Here is a 21,178-nt window from a genome sequence, read left to right as displayed (position 1 = left end):
TTATTGAATTACGGGTAGTAGCTTAGTCCGGTTAAAGTGTCCCGCTTGTGGCGGGAAGATCGGATTTGTTTCTGTCTTTGTTTATTGAATTACGGGTAGTAGCTTAGTCCGGTTAAAGTGTCCCGCTTGTGGCGGGAAGATCGGATTTGTTTCTGTCTTTGTTTATTGAATTACGGGTAGTAGCTTAGTCCGGTTAAAGTGCTGGTCTGGGGGACCAGAGATCGGAGGTTCGAATCCTCTCTACCCGACCAGAGGTCGCCACGCCCGAAAGCGTGGTCTACCCGACCAGAGGTCGCCACGCCCGAAAGCGTGGTCTACCCGACCAGAGGTCGCCACGCCCGAAAGCGTGGTCTACCCAATCAGAGGTTGCCACGCCCGAAAGAGCTGGGCGACCTTTTTTATTTTGACGATGCCACATTCCAATTACATACTTTATAGTAAATCCAGAAATCGCTTTTATGTAGGGGAGACGGCTGATCTAGCATCAAGACTCAAAAGACATAATTCTGGGCAAGTAAAGTCCACTAAAGGAGGTGTGCCTTGGGAAGTAATCTGGCAATGTGAAGTTGAAGACAGGTCTGTAGCTCGAAAAATAGAAAGTAAAATTAAATCAAGAGGGGCAAGAAGATACTTGGCAGATTTAGGTTATTCGATGGAAGAGCATTGAATGTGCTACAAAAAATGCATCCAGAGCGGATGCATTTTTTTATTTATGTATAAAGATTTAGGGCACTATTCCGTAATTCCCTTCACCTCTTCCTCCGTAACCATTTGCTCTTGCGTATTCCCCCAGTTGTTCATAATGTAATTCATAACATCTGCCACTTCATCATCGTAGAGGCCTAGATTTGCCATCACACCGTTATAGGTAACTCCGTTTACTGTAATCTCTCCGTTCTGACCATATTTCACAACTTGAATGGCTTCTTTGTAACGTTCTGGAGTGAGCCAGTCAGATTTCCCAAGTGGCGGGAACGTGCCTTCTACTCCTTCGCCTTTGCCTAGGTGACATTGTATGCAAAAATCATTGTATACTTCGGCGCCACGGGTTATGGAGGCTTCAAGTGGGGTTTGGGTGGTGTATGTTGTATGCGGTGAGGAGTCCGCTTTCGCGAAAGCGTAAACACTCAAAATTCCTACCGCGATACTACTTATGATGAACTTCATTTATTTCTTTACCAGTTTTAAAATTCCTTTGCCCTCAACACCTACATAAACTGTTCCGTTGTGGGTGATAACGTTGCGCACACGGCCTACGTCTTCCAGTAGTTTCTCTCTAGCAACCACTTTATCGTCTTTAAGAATAACGTGTTCCAGATATTCAAATTTGAGTGATCCGATCAGTAGATTTCCATCTAAATGGTCATCACCAGTATTGTGAGCAAATGCCATCCCCGAAGGTGCAATAGAAGGTACCCAGTAATATAATGGTTGCTCCATTCCTTCTTTTTCGGTGATTTCGGTAAAGGTAGTACCACTATAATTTATTCCATAAGAAATAACTGGCCATCCATAATTCTTGCCTGCTTTTGGGACGTTTATCTCGTCGCCACCGCGAGGTCCGTGTTCGTGTACCCATATTTGTCCGGTCTCAGGATGCACAGCCATCCCTTGCGGGTTGCGATGTCCTAGCGAGTAGATAGACTCCTTTGCATTGAGCGCCCCTACAAATGGATTGTCTTGAGGAACATTTCCGTCATCATTAAGTCTATATATCTTACCACCATCACGAGTAATATCTTGCGGATTCTCATCACGTTCTCCACGATCTCCTATGGAAAAGAACAGGTATCCATCTTTGTCAAAACGAATTCTTGAGCCAAAATGGTGACCCTTCCTCGTATTAGGGCTTCCTTTATACAATATCTTTTTATCTGTTAGTGCTCCATTCTCAAGTTTGGCGCGCATAAGAGCTGTCATTGCTCCGTCTTCTTTACCTTCAGGAGAGGAGTAGGTGATATACAACCATCCATTACTTGAATAATCTGGATGCAATCTGATGTCTAGCAGTCCTCCCTGACCTCTGTCTACAACCTCAGGAACGCCAGAAATCATATTTTTTACCCCATCTTTAAAGTGAATGATGTCGCCACTTTTTTCGGTAATAAGCATACTGCCATCCGGTAAAACATCCATTCCCCAGGGGTTTGTGAGCTCAGGGACAATGACTTCATAAGTGTAATCTGTATTTGATGTTAGGGGTACATCATTTTCTCGTGCCTCTTGTGCGCAAGCGATACTCCCTAAAAGTAAGAGGAGTAGATATGTAAATTTAGTTTTCATCTGGTTTCAATTTGGCTACAAAATAGGTATTAATCGGCATATTTGTCGAGTTGTTAACAGAGTCCTAACGTTATCGAGTTTGATGATAAAAGCATTGGTTTTCTTAATAACTTCTTTGTAAGGAACGGGTTATAAATCCTACTTTTGTAGTCTAATTTTAATGTTTTTTGAGAAGGTGTTTTATAACGCTTTCGCGAAAGCGTACAAAATCAAAATTATGTCAGTAGAACACGTAAAATGTCTCATCATAGGATCGGGACCTGCAGGATATACAGCGGCTATTTATGCTGCTAGAGCAAATATGAAACCGGTATTATATCAAGGAACTCAACCAGGTGGACAGCTCACTACCACAAATGAAGTAGAGAATTTTCCAGGATATGTGGATGGGGTTACGGGACCTGAAATGATGATCCAACTCCAGAAGCAAGCCGAACGTTTTGATACTGATGTGAGAGACGGATGGATTACCAAAGTAGATTTTACTGGACCAGTGCATAAGGCTTGGGTAAATGGAGATAAGGAAATACACGCAAATACCGTGATTATTTCTACAGGCGCAAGTGCGATGTATCTAGGCTTAGAGTCTGAGCAAAAGTATCTTAAACTAGGAGGTGGCGTTTCTGCCTGCGCCGTTTGTGACGGATTCTTCTATCGCAATCAAGAAGTGGTCATTGTAGGAGCAGGGGATAGCGCTTGTGAGGAAGCACACTATTTGTCTAAGCTTTGTAAGAAGGTGACAATGCTCGTGCGTCGTGATGAATTTAGAGCTTCAAAGATTATGGAAGCTCGTGTGAGAAACACAGAAAATATAGAAATCCTATTCAACACAGAAACCGAAGAAGTTCTAGGTGACGGTCAAGTTGTTACTGGAGTACGTGTGGTAAATAATAAGACAAAAGAAACCCACGAAATACCTGCGACTGGATTTTTTGTGGCTATAGGGCATAAACCTAACACAGACATCTTTAAAGATTATCTTGATTTAGATGCTACGGGTTATATTAAAAATATACCTGGAACGGCAAAAACAAATGTAGATGGTGTATTCGTATCTGGTGACGCAGCAGATCACGTATACCGCCAGGCAATTACCGCTGCAGGAACAGGCTGTATGGCCGCACTGGATGCAGAACGTTACCTAGCAGCTTCTGAGGTATTTCCTCGCGACAAGGCTGGAGTGAACTCTACATATTAATTTGATAGCTTTTGATTAGTCCTAAATAACGTTATCTATTATTTAGGACTAATTAAGTAGCAAAGAGAATTAGCTTTTCCTTTTTATAATTTTTAATGGAGCATTATTAGCTATAGCGATAATATGCTGTTCTCCTTTTATATTAATGGTCTCAATATTCTTATAATCACCTTTAAGCATCGGTTGGTACTCAGATGAAAGGGTCTTCCAGCCATCAGTTGTATTCTTTAAGGTGTATCCAAAATTGCTATCATATCGTATGGTTTCAACCTCTGCGTCATATATAGCTCCAATACCTAAAATATCTTTTTTCCCATCATTATCTACATCTAGAAAAACACTTCCCATTGTAGGTCCTGTTTGAGCTGTTTGAGGTAGTGCTCTGACCGTAAAAGATCCTTTTCCTAGATTTTCTATAAATACAGTTTCCATTACATCGGTGGACAGGTGAAGGGCACTTTCTAACTCCTCCGAACCATATATTCCAGCCATATCATTACTCGCAAATTCTTTGTAAGTTCCTATTTTTTCCAGGAGAAAAGGATTTTGTTCAGAGCTACATTCTTTACCTCTTACGGGTACTAGTTTACCATTATTTACTTTGCTCATTGCAATGTCAAAAGAGCCGTTTTTGTCAAAATCTTTTGCGTAGATATGCAAAGGTTTTTTCTGCGAAGGGTGAAATTTATTATTGGCTCCTAAATTACCAACAAGATAATCATCATCGCCGTCATTATCTACATCTGATGCAGTTATGCTTTGCCACCAGCCGCTAGTTTTGTCAAATGCCGGAAGCACAACTTTCTCAAATTTATCGTTATTATTTTCGTAAGTATTAATGGGCGACCATTCTCCGACAGTTACTATATCTAAATCGCCATCTCCATCATAATCACTAAATATAGCATCACTTATCATCGAAGTTTTTGATATATCTATCGCGATCTTCTCGGTAACATCTACAAAGTTACCGTTACTATTTTCTAATAAATAAGAGCGAGGTGCTTCAGGGTATCGCCCAGGTTTTACGTAGCCCCCAATAAAAAGGTCAAGGTCTCCATCTTTATCATAGTCTCCAGCAATCACACTCTTACCCGAGGTCAGCATTACTGGAAGATTTTCACTTTTTGTAAATTTTCCGGCACCATTATTAATGTATAAGCGATCTTGGAGTAAAGGATCATTCGTCCTTAATTCATATCCTCCACTCACAACATAAAGGTCGAGATCTCCATCTTGATCGGCATCAAAAAAGAGTGCTCCTGTATCTTCATAAACTGCTTCTTTTTCCCATAATGAATTATCGTGAGCTTGAAATTTGCCCTCAGAAGATTGCATATATAGCGCAGCTGTCGCATCTTTTGCATTACCTACAAAAAAATCATCTAGCCCATCATTATTAATGTCGCCTACAGCGAGGGCAGAGCCTACAGTAGATTTTTTATGAGGTAATAATAATTGAAGATTATAGTCATTAAACTCATTTTCTTTTTGAGTATAATTAATATTAAAAGTTTCTGGAGCTATTGTTTCCCATACCGATGGCTTTTTGGATTTTTGATTATTTACAAAACCATTATCATCCTTACTTACTTCGTTGTAATCAACCTTCATTATTTGATTCACCGCCACATCATTGAGTTCTGTAGTTTTTCCGTTAGGCCATTCTACGGTAATTTTCTCTATCTCTGTATCGTTGCCGAGTCCAAAATGTAATCTTGGCGCTATAGAAGACTCAAAACCTCTTGAAAGAAATAGTGTAGACGTCTGAATATTATCATTATTGTAAACCTTTACAGTAGTTCCAATACCTAAAGAATTTTTCGGGAAGTTTATAAACTCAAAATCTAAATAATTCCATTGACTTTCATTTCTGTAAATGTCTGATATTTCGTTAAAATTATTAGTTATCAAGTCTAAATCACCGTCGTTATCAAGGTCTGCGTATACGGCTCCATTACTATGACTTGGTTTTTCGAGCCCCCATTCCTTGGTTTTTTTATCAAATGATAAATTTCCCGAATTCTTATAAAAATAATTTGGAAGTTTTTCTGATGGGATCATATCATAAACTTGCTCTAAAGTAAAACTCTTGTCGGCTTTTCTTAATTCTTTAGCTCTATTCAGAAAATCTTGATTTGTAATATCTCTATAGATTCCATTTGTTATATAAATATCTTTTAGCCCATCATTGTCAAAATCAGCAATAAGTGGCGCCCAGCTCCAATCGGTTTTTGATATACCACTTAATTGACCCACCTCCTTGAAATAGCCTTCGTTATTATTTACGTGCAGCATATTAGACATGTATTGATGATGGTAACCTACTTTTACCATAGTTTCAAAATTGGAGGTACTCATAGATGCCATATTCTCTTTTCCACGTTGATGATCATCTGCTAGCATATCAAGCGTAAAGAGATCAGAATAACCGTCATTATCCACATCTGCATAGTCAGAGCCCATACTATTAAAGGATATGTGATTTATTCTTTCAAGTATCTCGTTTTTAAAAGTACCATCCTTTTGATTTATATACATTATATCCGGTTCTAAGTAGTCATTAGAAACGTAGAGATCTGGATAACCATCTTCATTAAAATCTCCAACAGATACTCCAAGTCCCCAAGCTTTATTAGACAGACCACTCGACGTCGTTACATTTTTAAACTTGTCCCCGTCGTTACGATACAACTGATCAGAAAAGGCAGGGATTATATTTCGTTGAATGGCACCATCGATCTTGGTATTATTTGAAAAATCTGCTCTATAATTGAGTACATAAATATCTAAATCACCATCGCGATCATAATCTAGGGTATACGCCTGTGTAGAGAAACCAGCATCTGCGAGACCCCATTTTTCTGCATTTTCGGTAAATGTATTGTCTTGATTATTGATATAGAGTTTGTTCTTTCTTCCATTGTTGTCTTGAAGTGAAGCAGATTTGCACACATAAATATCTAGCCAGCCGTCATTATTTACGTCCAGCATTGTGACACCCGTGCTAAATCCTTCGTTGTCTTCAGTAAGTGAAGTGGATGAAATATCTTCAAATTTAAAATTTCCCTTATTTAGGTAAAGTTTATTAGCGCCTTGATTTGCCACAAAATAAATATCCAATAGCCCATCATTATTAATGTCGCCAGTTGCTACGCCTGCGCCAGTATAAATGTATGGGTAGGTAATAAAATTAAACCTTAAATCTTCTTTAAGTGTATTGGTAAATGCTACTCCGGATGAATCTGGCGATACTAGTGTAAATTTTTGTTCTCCTTGTACAAGTGCATTTTCAATATCCGATTTTTCTGAGCAACTTACTGTAAAGACTAAAAGAAATACGATTAATAGATTATAAATTTTCATAGGTTCATGGTATTAGATAGAACTTATATTGATAGCTTGTAAGAAGATGAATTTTATTTTTTGAAAAATTTAAATTGACTTTTCAAATAATAAAGGCGCCCCGTTATTTGTTGTAACGATGATTTGTTTTTCCCCACCTTGATTAAGAATCTGTACAGTCCTGCTATCACCTTCGGTTTTAAAACCTGTCTGATTGTAGGGCAGGGTTGTAAGTTTATTGTTTTTATATGTGAGTACCCCACCTTTAAAGGCGTCATAACGCTCTGTTTCTACCTCTACATTATAAAGATTTCCTACCAATAATACCTCATTCTTACCGTCACCGGTTATGTCAGTAAAGGCAAAACTAGTAAGCGGCGATAATTGCATCTCCATAGGTAATGAAGTAATGGTGAATGTGCCGTCTCCATTATTTTCTAAATACACACTATCTAACCTATCTGCTTGATAATGTAACGCGGTATTGAGCTTTTCTCCATAAATGTCTTCTAAGGTTGCACTTGCAAAAGATTTGTAGTCTACAAATTTATCTGTTATAAAAGGCATTTGCTGTGATGAGCACTCTCTCCCTCGTGAGGGCACGAGTTTGCCTTTGTAATTACTACTCAGGACTACGTCTGTCGTTCCATTAGAATCAAAATCATCACTATAGATATGAAAAACTTTCCCACCTGTGGTTTTGAATTTTGCATTGAGACCTAGATTTCCTGCAAAGTAATCCATATCTCCGTCGCCATCTATATCCTGTTGGGCTAGTCCAAACCAAAGACCCGTCGTTTTATCTAATGATGGGATAGAAGCTTTTGTGAAACTTCCATCATCATTATTGAATATTTGAATCTTTGACCATTCGCCTGCGGTCATTAGATCCATATCTCCATCACCGTCATAATCTGTAAATAAAGCTTTAGTTACAAGATTGTTTACGGCTATTTCTTCGGCCGAAAAAATTCCATTTGCATTACGTAGTATGTAAGACTTTGGAGCGTAAGGGTATTTATCTGGGATTATTCTTCCACCTATAAAAAGGTCTTGGTCTCCATCGTTATCAATATCTGCTGCGGTAACTGCTTGACCACTTACAATCGTTTCGGGGAGTGTGTTTTTATTTGCTTTCGCGAAAGCGCCACCACCTTCATTTATATAAAGTCTATCTTTATAATCAGGATGCCCTTCTTCCTGATGTGCGCCCCCGCTTACAATATATAGGTCTAAGTCACCATCGGCATCACTATCAAATAAAATAGCTCCTGTATCTTCTTGAGCTGAGTCCGACGTCCAAGGGCCATTTTGCTTTATATATGTACCGTCTTTACTTCCTAGATAAAGTATGCCCGATTGCCCAGCCGCACCGCCTATAAAGAGGTCTTCATACCCATCTTTGTTAATATCTGCCTGAGCAGTACAAGGTCCTACTGAAGATTGGGAGTGAGGTAAAAGTATCTGAACCTCATAATCATTAAAATCATCTTCCTTATGAGTAAAGGCTATTCCTTTATTTTTTATAGGCTGTTTAGTGAGTAAGGTTTTTGATATATTATTTGTAACGATAGCTCCTTTTTCATAATTAATGGTGTGAGATGTATTTGCCGAGAGGTTATCGTGAGTTGTACGTGTACCGTCAGGCCAAGTTATAAAAACAGTTGCGCTCTGTTCATCTGCAAGTCCAAAGACCATAGGAAAATCTACAGATGATAGGTAACCCCTTGTTGAGTAAAGTTCGTGCCATTGTTTCTGAGCCGCGGTAACGACCTCTATTTTTGCCCCAATAGCTTGTGGGTTTTTACTTGGTCCCTGAAGTTTTAATTTAAGATAATTGCCGCCCGTGCCGTTTGCAGCATTACTAATATATAATGATGCATTACTGCCCATATTGTTTGTCACAAAATCTAAATCTCCATCATTATCAAAGTCTGCAGTAGCAACGCCGTTAGAGTTATACAGGCTTGGAGCAGCCCATTTACCAGACATTTTTTCAAATTTGAGACCATCTTTATTTTGGAAGAAAAGATTCTCTGAGACGTCACTTGGGACAATGTTGAGCAAGTCCTCCAAAACAACACCTTTCTGTTGCTTTTGTGCTTGTTGCTCTTCTACTTCTTTTTGAAGGTCTCGATATAGGAAATTTTCTTTAATACCGTTTGTAATAAATAAATCCTTCAAGCCATCGTGATCCATATCAAAGAAGAGCGGTGCCCAGCTCCAGTCCGTTTTTGCAATTCCAGAAAGTTGTGCTACTTCGCTAAAAGAGCCACCACCATTATTGAGCTGAAGCGTATTAAACATATACTGATGCTGATATCCATTATCTGTAAGGGCTTTAAATCTTGTCACATCCATAGAAGCCATATAGGCTTTTGACCTATAGTGATCATCTGATGCCATATCTACCACAAACAAATCCAAGAGGCCGTCATTATTAATATCTGTCATTTCATTTCCCATACTATTAAATGAGATATGGTTTAGATATTTTTCTGTTTCGTTCTTAAACGTACCGTCACCTTGGTTTATCTCTAAAACATCAGGTTCATCAAAATCGCTGCTTATATATAAATCCGGATATCCATCCTTATTTAGGTCACCCACAGCAATCCCGTGACGATAACCAAAATTTACGAGATTGCTCTTTTTTGATACGTCTACAAAAGTTCCATTTTGATTTTCAAAGAAAATGTCCGTCTGTATTTTTCCAGACTTCATATCTCTCATATGCTCTTGAACACTTTTGGATTTAAATTTTGCCGGAGGGTGATTGAGCAAATACATGTCAAGATCTCCATCTAGATCGTAATCAAAAAACGCAGATTGTATGGAATGTTCTGTGCGTTGTAAACCATATTCTTGAGCGGCTTCTGTAAATGTATTGTCCTTATTATTTATAAAAAGTCTATTCGTCAGTTTCTTAAGATCTTTGGATGGGCCTGAGCGGCACACATAAATATCTAACCAGCCATCTGCGTTAATGTCTATCATAGTGACACCGGTACTCCAACCGTCATACTGCACAATTCCAGATGGCGTAGAAATATCTCTAAACCTGAGTTCTCCCTCGTTAAGGTAGAGCTTGTCACTTACAGAATTTCCTGCAAAATAGATATCTGCTAGTCCATCGTTATTTATATCTCCTACGGCTACACCACTACCATTATACATAAACTCGTAGTTAAGGTAGTTTTCCTCCATAGTTTCTTCTACATCATTTACAAAGCGCAGCTGAGTGTCGTTGGGATTTGTTAAGGTAAATAGGAGAGAGGCGTCTTTGTCTTTTGGGGTTATTTTTGATGCGTCAGTATCCCTATCCCCGCAAGAAAAAAGGGTAGCTAAAAGGCTCAAAAATATGATGTTACGTAGAGTCATTTTTAATACTTTTTTTAAAAGCGAAAAGTAATAAAAAAGACCGACTTCTCAGCCGGTCTTACTGTTAATCAAGAGCAATGATAACAGGGTTTTTTGATTGGTAATTATATATTAGTCTCTGGCATCTACACTTCCGCCAGAGGGGCTTTTTTTAGGTTTGTCCACGTTTTTAGGATTTCCCCAATAGTCTATGTCTCCTCCGCTGGAAGCGCGAGCTTCTAGATTATCAGTCACTTGGATATCCATATTTCCTCCGGATGAAGCGCGGGCTTTGGCGTCTTTTGCTTTCAAGTCTTTCCCTTTTATGAGTCCTCCACTCGATACTTTTGCATCCAGCATTGCCGTGCTTCCAGCCACGTTTATTACGCCACCGCTACTTACTTCGGCATCTATGTTTCTTACGATGGCTTCCACTCTTATAAGCCCTCCACTAGAAACGTCTAGGTTCAGGTTTTCTCCTTTGAGCACTTCCCTTGTCGTTAGGTTTGCGCCACTACTAGCTCTCAAATCTTTAAGGTTTTCGGTGTAGGTGATAAATACTTTTTTAGAAGAAGCGCGTCCTATGTTCTGTTCACATTTTACTTTTAAAATGTTGTCTGTCACATAAATCTCTGCGTGATCTATAATGTTTTGATCAGCCTCTACGATTACGGAATTCGTAGTTCCTTTTTCTATAAAAACTTCCCATCCATTTGCGGCGTGTACGCCCTCAAAATCTTCTGAAATATTGAAGTTTTCTGTTTGCACGTTTCCGTCTCCTCTTATTTGGCCAAAGCTCATATCAAAGGCGCAAGAGGTAAGCATTGTGGCGGCAATTAAGCCTACGATAAATTTAATAAGTGTGGTCATAATGGTTGATTTTTGATTGATTATTAATTGATTGTATCTTGATGATGATGTAAATATTGCTCTTATTACGCTTTCGCCCTTCGGCCACGCTCAGTGTAAACTTCGATTATGTTACTCATAATCGAAAGCAAAACAAACCCAACTGTAATTTTCCTTAACTGAAATGTCAATGCAAACTGATAACCCTCGTCATTTTATACCCATCGTCTGTTTTCTTATAAATAGTAACAAAATTACTAGGCTCAGAATGTGAGTCTTCTACAAGGTTATGAAATTTATGTTTACCCATTGCCACAGCGCCAAAGTCTTTGATTTCGTGTACCTCAAAAGTTCCTTCGGTCAGGGTGCGTTTTACTTTATTACAAATGTTTTCTTTCAATGCTTTGAGCATATCTGGTTTGCTTGTGCTTAATCCTCCTAAGTCGTGATAAAACTCCAGATCTTCAGAGATGTATCTGTCCTGAGTTTCTAAGTCACATTCGTTGTAAGCTTTAAAAAACTCAAAATCTGCTTTATAGATGTCTTTGTAGAGTTCAGAATCTTCAGAAACCTGCGCCATTCCAATGAATGGAAATAGCAACAGGTTTAGAAGAAGATTGATTGGTTTCATAATGGTTTGTTTGTTTCGGTAGTTTCGGTGGTTTCGATACTATTTTAAACTGCGCTATTGCTTCGTTTAAAATCACTCAACCACCTTTTATTGTGCTTTTTATTTCAATTTCAATTTCAATTTCGACTTCGACTTCGACTTCGATTTCAACTTCGACTTCGATTTCTTTTGCTCCCGAAATAAATTCGGCACAAGTTTTCGCGAAAGCGAAATACTAAATACTATCTGTCGCCATCTCGATAACTGTTCCTTCAGGTAAAATTTGGTCATCTGTATCCTCACGTTCCCAGTCTGGAATCTCATCACCTCGTTCATAACTGCGCTCTTGCCAGTCGTCGGTATTTGAGTTCCTGTCGCCAGCGTTACGGTCGTTGTCAGGACAATTCTTGCATAGTAATTCTCCAGCGCCCACTTTCATATAGGTCTCTTCCATCCCGTGGTCCAGAATATCTCTATATCGAGTATCGTTACTGTGGAAAGAGTAGGTGTTATCATCTGCATAAACGGTTGAGTCTTCAGGAAGATAGAGGATAACTCTTATTTCCTGATCGCCGTAGCGTGTGCCATTATCTCTGGTGAAAAAACCGTCAAGTTCTAGTGTACCGTTCCTAAGTTCATAATTATAGGTAAGACTATTTGCTCGATCTCTGGCAATCTCAAAATTGCTGGCGTCAGCACGTTTTTCGATAACGATATTTCCTATACTGTCTGGAGTACTGCGTACTATTAAACGCACATTACGAGAGAGAGAAGTACGTTCTCCATTATTATCTGTTACTTGAATATAACGACTGGATCTAGAAAGTGGCACGTCATAATCGTCACTTGCACGCATCACAATACGCAACGTATCGTTTGCGGTAACTGCAAGCTCACTACGGTCGGTTACTTTTCCGGTGTCCATATCGGCATATTTCATCGCTCCATCTATAGAGAGCACTCCTAATGCAATCGTTGAGATAAGCCAGAGCCCAAACAAGCTCAACTTTGCGCTCATAGGCATAGACTTAAGGTTAGAGGATAAAATCTTTAATCCTAAGTAAAAGAGGAAGAAAAATGGAATCCCTACTGCAAAGAAAGTAAGTAATAGAATGAGCCAAATAGGAGCATCCGTACTATTATGTACCCAAGGCATATCTTCCAGTCCAGGGTTGAAAATTTCAATCATACCGCCCGTTAAGAAGGTGATAAGTAATGAAATAACCACCGTTGCACCTACGATAATAAGAAGTACACCTATAATTTTTGCAAGTACTTTAAAGAAGAACATAATGATTTTTCCCAGCGTATTAAAAAATCCTTGCGTTCCAGATTTTACTTTATTGCCGTACTTGTCATAATCCACATTTTTTACAGCGTCTGCAACATTTTCAAATCCTTCTTTTACTTTTTCTGTGATATTGTCAATGTTAACAGCCTTTCCCCGCATAGAGAGTTTTTGCGCCGTAGTCGTTGCCTCCGGAACAAAAATCCAAAGGGCAAGATAAATCAATGCTGTTCCTCCTAATGTGAACCACGTAAGTGCAATAAGCAATATCCATCCTATACGGACCCACAGCGCGTCAACACCTAAATAGTGTCCCATTCCCGCCGAAACTCCTCCTAAATAGGCATTTTCCGTATCTCGGTATAATTTTCTAGGATTGTGCGTGCTAGCGCCAGAATAAGATGATTCCTTATATGAAGATTTCTGTTTTGGAGCATCTTCAAAGATGTCGTCATCTACCATATAATCTTCAGGCTGTCCCATTACGGTAATCACTTCATCCAGCTCTTTAATACTGATGACCTGACGCGCGTCTTTTATTTTTTCGGTAAATAGCTCAGAGATACGTGCTTCAATATCGGCAATAATCTCATCCTCTCCCTGCATACCTTCAAACGAACGTTTAATCGCGGCAAGATAACGACGCAATTTACCGTAAGCATCCTCGTCTATGTGGAAGAAAACTCCTGCTAAATTTATATTAACTGTCTTGTTCATTTTTTTGCGGTTTTAGGGGAGGTTACCACCGTTACTGCGGTCTGTAACTCATCCCAAGTAGTTGAAAGTTCTTTTAAGAATATCTTACCCGTTTCGGTAAGTCCGTAATATTTGCGTGGTGGCCCGCTGGTAGATTCTTCCCAACGGTAGTTGAGCAACCCCGCGTTCTTAAGTCGCGTGAGTAGGGGATAAATAGTGCCCTCTACCACGAGCAACTTTGCGTCTTTGAGGGTCTCCAGAATCTCTGCTACATAAGCATCTTCATCCCTGAGGACGGAGAGTATGCAGTATTCCAGAACTCCCTTGCGCATCTGTGCCTTGGTGTTTTCAATCTTCATAGATGTCGATTTTTAAATACATTAAACTGTTCGTTTTTTTACGCTGACGTAGGTCAGTGCTGATTGATGACTTCGCTTTCGCGAAAAATTTGATTGATTGATGCTGACATAGGTCAGTATTGCTGTTTGATTGATGATTTTTACGCTTTCGCAAAATTTTTAGACGGATTGATTAGATCTGTTTCATTTTACAATATGATGGTTTCGTCCTTGTCATCATCCTTGTTTTCGATTTCATCTTCTAAGGGTTTATCCGTTGCCAAAGGTTCCTCCTTTATTAAAGTCTCCTTAAGAAATGGAATTGTAAGAGGGTATTTATAAGCTTTACCCTCCGAAGCTGCTATAGCTGCCGAAATCACTGTTATTACTTCTAGAATAAAAAGTCCTATAGCAATAGTTCCTGCAACAAGCAATACGATGATCAAAGCACTTAGCTGGTCTAAGTCTCCATTAATATGAGGTTCTGGGTTGAAATAGAAGTGACTGTTTGTTCCCTCTAACCGAAAAGCTTGATATATAATAAAAGGAATCGTGAGCACAGCAATACCTATTAAGTATAAAAACATACTCAGCTGAAAGTTGATTGCATTCTTCCCGTGGTTATCTATAAACCTAGAACGCTTACCCTGCACAGTCCATAATATGAGCGGTGCAATAAAATTTCCAAACGGAAATATCCATTTACAAAATGTCGAAAGATGAATAAACGTACTTACGTTTTTGTGATGTGTTTCTACTGTAGTTTCCATAAACCATTATTGTCTTATGCAAAGATAAGTCTTAAAAAAGGTATTATGTTACGCATAGTACTAAAAATTAACTTTTTATTAACATAATTGATTTTATTGAATATTGATAATCAGTGATTTAGGAGAATTTAATAATTTAGCACCCAGCACCCAGCACCCAGCACCCAGCACCCAGCACCCAGCACCCAGCACCCAGCACCCAGCACCCAACACCCAGCACCCAGCACTACACGAACAAGGAGAGAATTTTATTGTTTACTTATGGTAGAAATAGAAATCTACTTAAAACACCGTATCCTGCGTTTCATCTGTAAAGTACTCTAGAAATTTCATACCGCGATATGAGTTTCCGTGCTTATTGAGTTTAGGACTCCAGGTGGCAATCGTATAGGCGTCTGGTAGGACGGCAACCATACCGCCTCCCACACCACTTTTACCAGGAAGGCCTACCCGAAATGCAAACTCGCCTGCCTCATCGTAAAACCCACAGGTTTGCATAATGGCATTTATTCTTTTGGCTTGAGAGGGTTTCACAACTTGAGTATTCGTGATAATTTGCTTCCCGCGATTGGCCAGAAAGCCAAAAGTCTTTGAAAGCTCCACGCAATTCATTTCCAGCGAACACAAATGAAAATACACATCGATTACCGTGTCGCAGTCATTCTTGATATTCCCGAAGGACTTGATAAAATTAAGTAGCGCATAATTACGATATCCAGTTAGTCTTTCAGATTTTGCCACTTCTAGGTTGTAGCTTATACTTTTTATTCCTGAAATTTTTCGAACATAATTGAGCAACTCCTCTTTAGGGTTCTCAAAAAGATCACATAAAATATCACACACCACAATCGCCCCAGCATTAATCAGCGGATTTCTAGGGATTCCGTTTTCCGTTTCAAGTTGGACGAGGGAGTTGAACGAAGATCCCGAAGGTTCAAAGTCCATACGTTCCCACATTTTCTCGCCTTGATGGGAAATAGCGAGACTTAAGGAAAGCACCTTAGCAATACTTTGTATAGAAAATGGAGTAATGGAGTTGCCGCAATGAAACTGCTCTCCAGTTTTTGTGGTAATACACACCCCAAAGTTAGCCGGATCCACCTTAGCTAATTCGGGGATATAGGAGGCGACAGCACCCTTATTCTCCATCGCAAGTACCCTTTGATACGTTCTGTTCAATACATCTTGACAGTCAAACATATTACAATACTTTTTCTTTGATACGTTTCCAAACTATTATAAGCGCAATGGCCGAAACAATACAAACACCAAGTAATATGATCGCTTTAGTGGTTTCTCCATAAATAAAGTATCCCGTGGTAAACATGGTACTATAGATAAGGACACATCCTATAAGCATTGCGAGAATTCCAGAGGGAACGCTCCAGCTTTCGGTGGTGTTTACAATTTTTACATCTTCGTGTTTAGCTTGAGATGTTATTTTCTTCCACCCTGGTCCGCCAGGTTGTGTCTTTCGGTAAAAGGAATAGAGGACAGCTTTGGATTCTGGTTGGGTGGCGTAGGTGACGATGAGCCAGATTAATGTCGAGGCAAATACGACGAAGGGAAATTTCGCGTAAGCGGGAAAAACCCCACCTTCTCCGAATAGCATTTCGCCCACGTGCGTAAATGCAATCAACATCGAAATCACGCCAGAGGCAATCATCGCACTTATCTCCGTCCACGCATTAATGCGCCACCAGAACCAGCGCAGGATAAAAATTAATCCCGTACCAGCACCAAACATCAGGATAATATCAAAAAGCTGTAGCGCATTCGTAAGAACAAGGGCAATTCCCGCGCTGATAATCATAAGAATGACCGTCGTAATCCTACCCACGGCGACAAGCTCTTTCTCGGTAGCGTCTTTTTTTATCTGTTGTGCATAAAAATCATTTACCACGTAGGAAGCACCCCAATTAAGGTGTGTAGAAATCGTACTCATATACGCCGCTGAAAGGGAGGCGAGCACCAGACCGAGCAGCCCGCTGGGAAGCATCGTGAGCATTGCAGAGTAGGCGAGGTCTTGTCCGAGTTTATCTTCGGTGATGGTTGGAAATGCTTCTTGTATACTTGCGAGGTCTGGGAAAACGATAAGCGAAGCAAGTGCAACGAGAATCCACGGCCAAGGTCTGAGCGCGTAGTGCATTATATTGTAGAAAAATGTGGCTCCTATGGCGTGGTTTTCATCTTTGGCCGCGAGCATACGCTGCGCCACATACCCACCTCCACCAGGTTCGGACCCAGGATACCAAGAACTCCACCATTGCACCGCCAGCGGGATAATGAGCAAGGTAATCACCATCTCTGTATCATTAAAGTCTGGGAGGATATTGAGTTTGTCTTTTACGTTTTCGTGAGCAATAAGTTTTTCAAGACCGCCTACTTCTGGCAAACCTACAATGTATATTGCCGCGCCTATCGCCCCAGCCATAGCCACAAAAAAGAGAATAAAATCGGTGTAAACGACACCTTTAAACCCGCCTATGGCGCTAAAGATTACCGTAATCACTCCAGCAATAAGTACTGTAGTAATAGGGTCGAGGCCTAGCATTACCTGGCCTATTTTAATCGCAGCAAGTGTTACACCAGCCATCGCCAGTACATTAAAAATCACACCAAGATAAACCGCACGAAACCACCTCAGGAATTTCCCAGGTTTACCGCCGTAGCGCAATTCATAAAATTCGATATCGGTCTTTACTTCAGACTTACGCCATAATTTTGCATAGACAAAAACCGTAAGTAATCCGGTCACGAGAAAAGCCCACCATACCCAGTTACCAGAAACTCCATTCGTACGAACGATGTCCGTCACAAGGTTAGGTGTGTCTGTAGAGAACGTGGTTGCTACCATCGAGAGTCCGAGGAGCCACCACGGCATATTACGACCTGATAAAAAGTATTGTGCAGTATCTTTTCCCGCTTTCTTCCCAACGTAGATTCCTACAGAGAGAATAACGGCAAAAAGCGCGATGATAATGACGAGGTCTAAGGTGCTTAAGTCAATCATAAGTCGTGGTTATCGAGTCCAATCTTCAGATGTAAAATGGTTTGAAAGATAGGCATTCATCTGCTTAATGTCACTTTTTGAAGTCAAATCTGGTACGTGCTCAGAAAGCGGTATTGTTTTTACGGATTTCGGATAATCAGCTACCATATTTAGTAAAGCTGTAGGGAGTTCTTTTTCATTGCGTTGCACATTCACAGGGCAATTTTTTAAATAGTCGTAAAACAGATTTCCGTCAAATTTGAAAATATTCATGCTTACGCGAAATTTCCCTTCCGTATCCTTAAATTTTTCTATTTCGTCGCTCTGTGGCTTCTCTACAATGCCTGTGAGGTAGCCATTTTTATGTGTCCTTGTAAGTGCAAATCTTGAGATGCGTTCCATTGAGAAATCCAGCGCATCTCGATCATAATTAATAAGCGCATTTTTTGCTGAGGCTTTGCGAAGCAATTCAAAAGCTTGCGGACTATAAAGATTATCACAATTGCAGACTAGAAACTCTTGCTCTTGCATTTCTGGATATTGTTCCAGCGCCTGAAATACAGCATCTGCCGTTCCAAAGGGTTTTTCTCTACCTTCGGGAATGTGTTGTACGGCATAAGAAATCGATAATCCATTAAAGCTATTGTAAGCATCTTTATCGCCATACAATTCTTTAAAAAGCGCATCATTAGGACTGATGACGATAATTACATTTTTTATTCCGCCTTCTCTCGCATTGTACAGCACATAATCCAGCATCGGCCGATTGTTTAGGGTAATTAGAGCTTTACTTCGCGTATTTGCTTGCCCCGCTACATCTTTAGATAAACTGCTGTCCTCAGATTTCTTCATTCTAGAGGAAGCACCACCGGCGAGTATGATTAAATGTTCTGTCATATAATATGAGTCCCTTTTGAGACATTAACTTGTGACGCAGTAACTGCGCCCGCCTTTAGAAGGGCTTGTATCACTTGGTCTTCTTTTCCTTTGGGTGCGAGCGCACAAATGCTTCCACCACCGCCAGAGCCCACAATCTTTGCTCCATAAGCTCCTGCCTCTAGTGCAGCATTTATCATTGCATCGACTCTAGGTACCGTAATCTTGAGTTTGTTTTTCAGCACGAGATGATGTTCGGTCATTAATTGTCCGATGATTTTTAAATCGAGTGGAGTATTGTTTTTTCCGCTTTTGCGAAAGCGTACCAAAGCCCGTTGTGTTATCTGATGATTCTCAATCGCAGCATACAAAAACGGTCTTTCTTCGGCCGAAAAGGAAGCCTTAAACAGTTTATAATCTTCTAGCGTAGCGGTTTTTTTATCGAAATTTGGCTGGAGCGTTTTGGCTTTTTCCAATGCGCTTATTTGTTTGCCTTTTAAATCGCCCAGCAATCCTTCGGTGTCCTTTGGGATGCCAGATTGGGCGATGATAAGACCGCTCATTGCGATATCAAATGGAGTGAATGTTCCGTCACCATCGGTTTCTAAGTAGATAATGTTGCCTATGGCGCTGGTGTACTGGTCCATCTTTCCGCCAGAGCCACCCGTTTCTAAAACTTCGGCTTCATATGCGAGCTGGCCTATGAATTCTGGAGTGACTTCTCGGTCACAGCCAAAAGTATGTAACAGCCATTGCAACCAAGCCACAACAACAGCACTCGAACTGGAAAGCCCAGCGTTTATGGGCACATCGCTCGTGATTTCAATATCGTAACCAACATTTGGTGAACAGCCGTATCTAGACACTACTTTTAGCGTATTAATTAGGTGGACGGTGTGGGTTGTTAGTATACTTTCTTGCGACTTGTCCCGAACTTGTTTCGGGAAGCGTAATTCAAACCGTTCTCCTAAATCTGGCATTGTGATTTTAAAAATACCTTCATCATTTGCAACACTTTTAAGCGTCACATAGCGGTCTATGGCGCACGCAATGATGGGCAATCCGAGATAGTCCTGATGGTCGCCAAAAAGGCAAACCCGTCCCGGCGCTCTGGAAATTACGGCCATTAATAGGTATCCTTAATCCAGTTGTACGGCTTGCGACTCACCCACAAGCCACGGGTAAAATCTGGAAAATCCTGTGGCTCGCCATTGTTTGCAATCGACGTCTCAGAGAGTGGCGTGATGGCACTCCAAGCGGCCGCATCATAAGCATCCAGCGGTGGCGCGATGTTTTGTTTTGCACTTTCGACAAAGGAATTGAGGACAAAAAAGTCCATCCCGCCGTGACCAGAACCTGCGGCGTATTCTCCATATTTTTTCCAAAGCGGATGGTCGTATTTATCCAGCCAAGGCTGCGCCTCGTCCCAGCGATGCGGTTCACTTTTACCCTCCACGTAAATACGGCTACCGTCCACTTCCCAAAGTCCCTCGCTCCCTTGCACGCGGAAGCCCAGCGAGTAGGGACGTGGTGAGTTACAATCGTGGGTCACGATAATGGTTTCACCGTTTGCGGTGTCTATGGTTGAGGTGATGATGTCGCCTTGTTTAAATTTTAATTTGGCATTTGGATGGTCTTTGCCACCGTTTTTCACAATGTAATTATGCAGTCCGACGCCTTTTGTCGCGTGGGAGGTCATAGATACAAATCGGTTACCGCGGTTTACATCGCACATCGTGGCGACAGGTCCCACGCCGTGCGTAGGATACACATCGCCATTGCGCAATAAGGAGTGTTGCGTTCGCCATTTAGACTCAGAAATTCCTTTATCACCAAATTCGACGCCTTTTCCGTAAGCTGTTTTCCCGTCATTGAGCTTTACAAACCTTAGGTCGTGCTGATAGCCACAACGGAAGTGAAGCAATTCGCCAAAAACATTTTCCCGTACCATATTGAGTATGGCCAAAATATCCCGACGGTAGTTTACATTTTCCAGAATCATAAGATGGGAACCCGTTTCCTCGTGCGTATTTACAAGGTCCCAACATTCTTCCATCGTATTTGCCGCGCTCACTTCGACACCTGTGTATTTTCCGGCTTTCATTGCATCTACCGCCATTCGCGTGTGCCACAGCCAGGGTGTGGAAATAATAACCGCGTCTATGTTCTTTTCCTGTAACATATTGCGGTAGTCGTAATCGTCTTTGCCAAAAACTTTAGGAGCGGTCGCACCCGCTTTTGAGATATGGTTCTGAGCAATAGTAATTCTATTGGGGTCCACGTCGCATATCGCCGTGATGTTGATGTCATCCCGCTGTAGCAAGTTCGTAAGGTGGTTTGTCCCGCGCAGTCCCACGCCTATTAAACTCACATTGAGTTTTGACGTTTGTAACGGATTTTTCCCAAAAGTGAGGTTAGGGGCAAGGGCAAGTCCAGCCGTTGCAACAGCAGTTTGTTTGATAAAAGTGCGACGTTTGTTCATTAGGTATGTTTTATAAGTACGCTTCCCGAAACAAGTTCGGGACAAGTTGCGCGAAAATGTTCTTAGCAATAATACTCGCTTCTAAATTACA

At 40.7% G+C, this 21,178-nt stretch carries 18 protein-coding genes and 1 tRNA gene; 4 read left to right on the top strand and 15 right to left on the bottom strand.

What is annotated here, in order from left to right; translation table 11 throughout:
- The first annotated feature begins 173 nt into the window (after nt 1-173).
- A tRNA-Pro gene (locus EAX61_RS00650) sits at nt 174-251 on the top strand.
- Nucleotides 252-277: 26 nt separating this feature from the next.
- On the opposite strand, the gene EAX61_RS16385 is transcribed toward EAX61_RS00650, so the two are convergent.
- Nucleotides 278-418: a hypothetical protein gene (locus tag EAX61_RS16385; protein WP_161555144.1), complete on the bottom strand. Its 141-nt coding sequence runs from the start codon at nt 416-418 to the stop codon at nt 278-280.
- On the opposite strand from EAX61_RS16385, the gene EAX61_RS00645 reads away from it, so the two are divergent.
- Complete coding sequence (locus EAX61_RS00645) at nt 410-667, top strand: GIY-YIG nuclease family protein (protein ID WP_121915721.1); 258 nt, start codon at nt 410-412, stop codon at nt 665-667. The two genes, EAX61_RS16385 and EAX61_RS00645, sit on opposite strands and share 9 nt — an antisense overlap.
- Before the next feature lie 65 nt (nt 668-732).
- On the opposite strand, the gene EAX61_RS00640 is transcribed toward EAX61_RS00645, so the two are convergent.
- Complete coding sequence (locus EAX61_RS00640; RefSeq protein ID WP_121915720.1) at nt 733-1,167, bottom strand: c-type cytochrome; 435 nt, start codon at nt 1,165-1,167, stop codon at nt 733-735.
- Nucleotides 1,168-2,283 (bottom strand): PQQ-dependent sugar dehydrogenase, encoded by a 1,116-nt coding sequence (locus EAX61_RS00635; protein WP_121915719.1) that lies wholly within the window; start codon nt 2,281-2,283, stop codon nt 1,168-1,170. It lies immediately after the preceding gene.
- 217 nt (nt 2,284-2,500) lie between these two features.
- On the opposite strand from EAX61_RS00635, the gene trxB reads away from it, so the two are divergent.
- Entirely contained in the window at nt 2,501-3,481 is a 981-nt protein-coding gene (gene trxB, locus EAX61_RS00630; RefSeq protein ID WP_121915985.1) for a thioredoxin-disulfide reductase, read from the top strand.
- A gap of 69 nt (nt 3,482-3,550) precedes the next feature.
- On the opposite strand, the gene EAX61_RS00625 is transcribed toward trxB, so the two are convergent.
- The 7 genes from EAX61_RS00625 to EAX61_RS00595 form a co-directional block, all read right to left on the bottom strand.
- Entirely contained in the window at nt 3,551-6,847 is a 3,297-nt protein-coding gene (locus EAX61_RS00625; RefSeq protein WP_121915718.1) for a VCBS repeat-containing protein, read from the bottom strand.
- 69 nt (nt 6,848-6,916) lie between these two features.
- The gene (locus EAX61_RS00620) at nt 6,917-10,207 is read right to left on the bottom strand and encodes a VCBS repeat-containing protein (protein ID WP_121915717.1); all 3,291 of its coding nucleotides are present in this window, start codon (nt 10,205-10,207) and stop codon (nt 6,917-6,919) included.
- A 111-nt stretch (nt 10,208-10,318) separates the two neighbouring features.
- Nucleotides 10,319-11,056, bottom strand: a complete 738-nt coding sequence (locus EAX61_RS00615; RefSeq protein WP_121915716.1) for a head GIN domain-containing protein — start codon at nt 11,054-11,056, stop codon at nt 10,319-10,321.
- A gap of 166 nt (nt 11,057-11,222) precedes the next feature.
- Nucleotides 11,223-11,666, bottom strand: a complete 444-nt coding sequence (locus tag EAX61_RS00610) for a nuclear transport factor 2 family protein (protein WP_121915715.1) — start codon at nt 11,664-11,666, stop codon at nt 11,223-11,225.
- Nucleotides 11,667-11,880: 214 nt separating this feature from the next.
- Nucleotides 11,881-13,650: a PspC domain-containing protein gene (locus tag EAX61_RS00605; protein ID WP_121915714.1), complete on the bottom strand. Its 1,770-nt coding sequence runs from the start codon at nt 13,648-13,650 to the stop codon at nt 11,881-11,883.
- The gene (locus EAX61_RS00600; protein WP_121915713.1) at nt 13,647-13,988 is read right to left on the bottom strand and encodes a PadR family transcriptional regulator; all 342 of its coding nucleotides are present in this window, start codon (nt 13,986-13,988) and stop codon (nt 13,647-13,649) included. Before EAX61_RS00600 ends, EAX61_RS00605 begins: the two co-directional genes overlap by 4 nt.
- Nucleotides 13,989-14,176: 188 nt before the next feature.
- Nucleotides 14,177-14,737, bottom strand: a complete 561-nt coding sequence (locus tag EAX61_RS00595) for a DUF4870 domain-containing protein (protein WP_121915712.1) — start codon at nt 14,735-14,737, stop codon at nt 14,177-14,179.
- A gap of 103 nt (nt 14,738-14,840) precedes the next feature.
- On the opposite strand from EAX61_RS00595, the gene EAX61_RS16380 reads away from it, so the two are divergent.
- Nucleotides 14,841-15,005, top strand: a complete 165-nt coding sequence (locus tag EAX61_RS16380; RefSeq protein ID WP_161555143.1) for a hypothetical protein — start codon at nt 14,841-14,843, stop codon at nt 15,003-15,005.
- Nucleotides 15,006-15,019: 14 nt separating this feature from the next.
- Here EAX61_RS16380 and EAX61_RS00585 read toward each other — a convergent pair whose 3' ends face one another.
- The 5 genes from EAX61_RS00585 to EAX61_RS00565 are packed head-to-tail and all read right to left on the bottom strand — an operon-like array spanning nt 15,020 to nt 21,087.
- On the bottom strand, nt 15,020-15,937 hold the full coding sequence (locus EAX61_RS00585) for a glutaminase (RefSeq protein ID WP_121915710.1): 918 nt from the start codon (nt 15,935-15,937) through the stop codon (nt 15,020-15,022).
- A 1-nt stretch (nt 15,938) separates the two neighbouring features.
- Complete coding sequence (locus EAX61_RS00580) at nt 15,939-17,750, bottom strand: sodium:solute symporter family protein (protein ID WP_121915709.1); 1,812 nt, start codon at nt 17,748-17,750, stop codon at nt 15,939-15,941.
- Nucleotides 17,751-17,759: 9 nt separating this feature from the next.
- Complete coding sequence (locus EAX61_RS00575; protein WP_121915708.1) at nt 17,760-18,626, bottom strand: sugar phosphate nucleotidyltransferase; 867 nt, start codon at nt 18,624-18,626, stop codon at nt 17,760-17,762.
- On the bottom strand, nt 18,623-19,732 hold the full coding sequence (locus EAX61_RS00570) for a mevalonate kinase family protein (protein ID WP_121915707.1): 1,110 nt from the start codon (nt 19,730-19,732) through the stop codon (nt 18,623-18,625). The genes EAX61_RS00575 and EAX61_RS00570 overlap by 4 nt, the downstream gene beginning before the upstream one ends.
- Nucleotides 19,732-21,087 (bottom strand): Gfo/Idh/MocA family protein, encoded by a 1,356-nt coding sequence (locus EAX61_RS00565; protein ID WP_121915706.1) that lies wholly within the window; start codon nt 21,085-21,087, stop codon nt 19,732-19,734. The genes EAX61_RS00570 and EAX61_RS00565 overlap by 1 nt, the downstream gene beginning before the upstream one ends.
- Between the last annotated feature and the right edge of the window lie 91 nt (nt 21,088-21,178).

It is taken from the genome of Dokdonia sinensis, from assembly GCF_003688895.1.
Lineage (GTDB): Bacteria > Bacteroidota > Bacteroidia > Flavobacteriales > Flavobacteriaceae > Dokdonia > Dokdonia sinensis.
The sequence above is the reverse complement of the archived record's forward strand: the minus strand, read 5'-3'. Positions and strand labels throughout refer to the sequence as shown.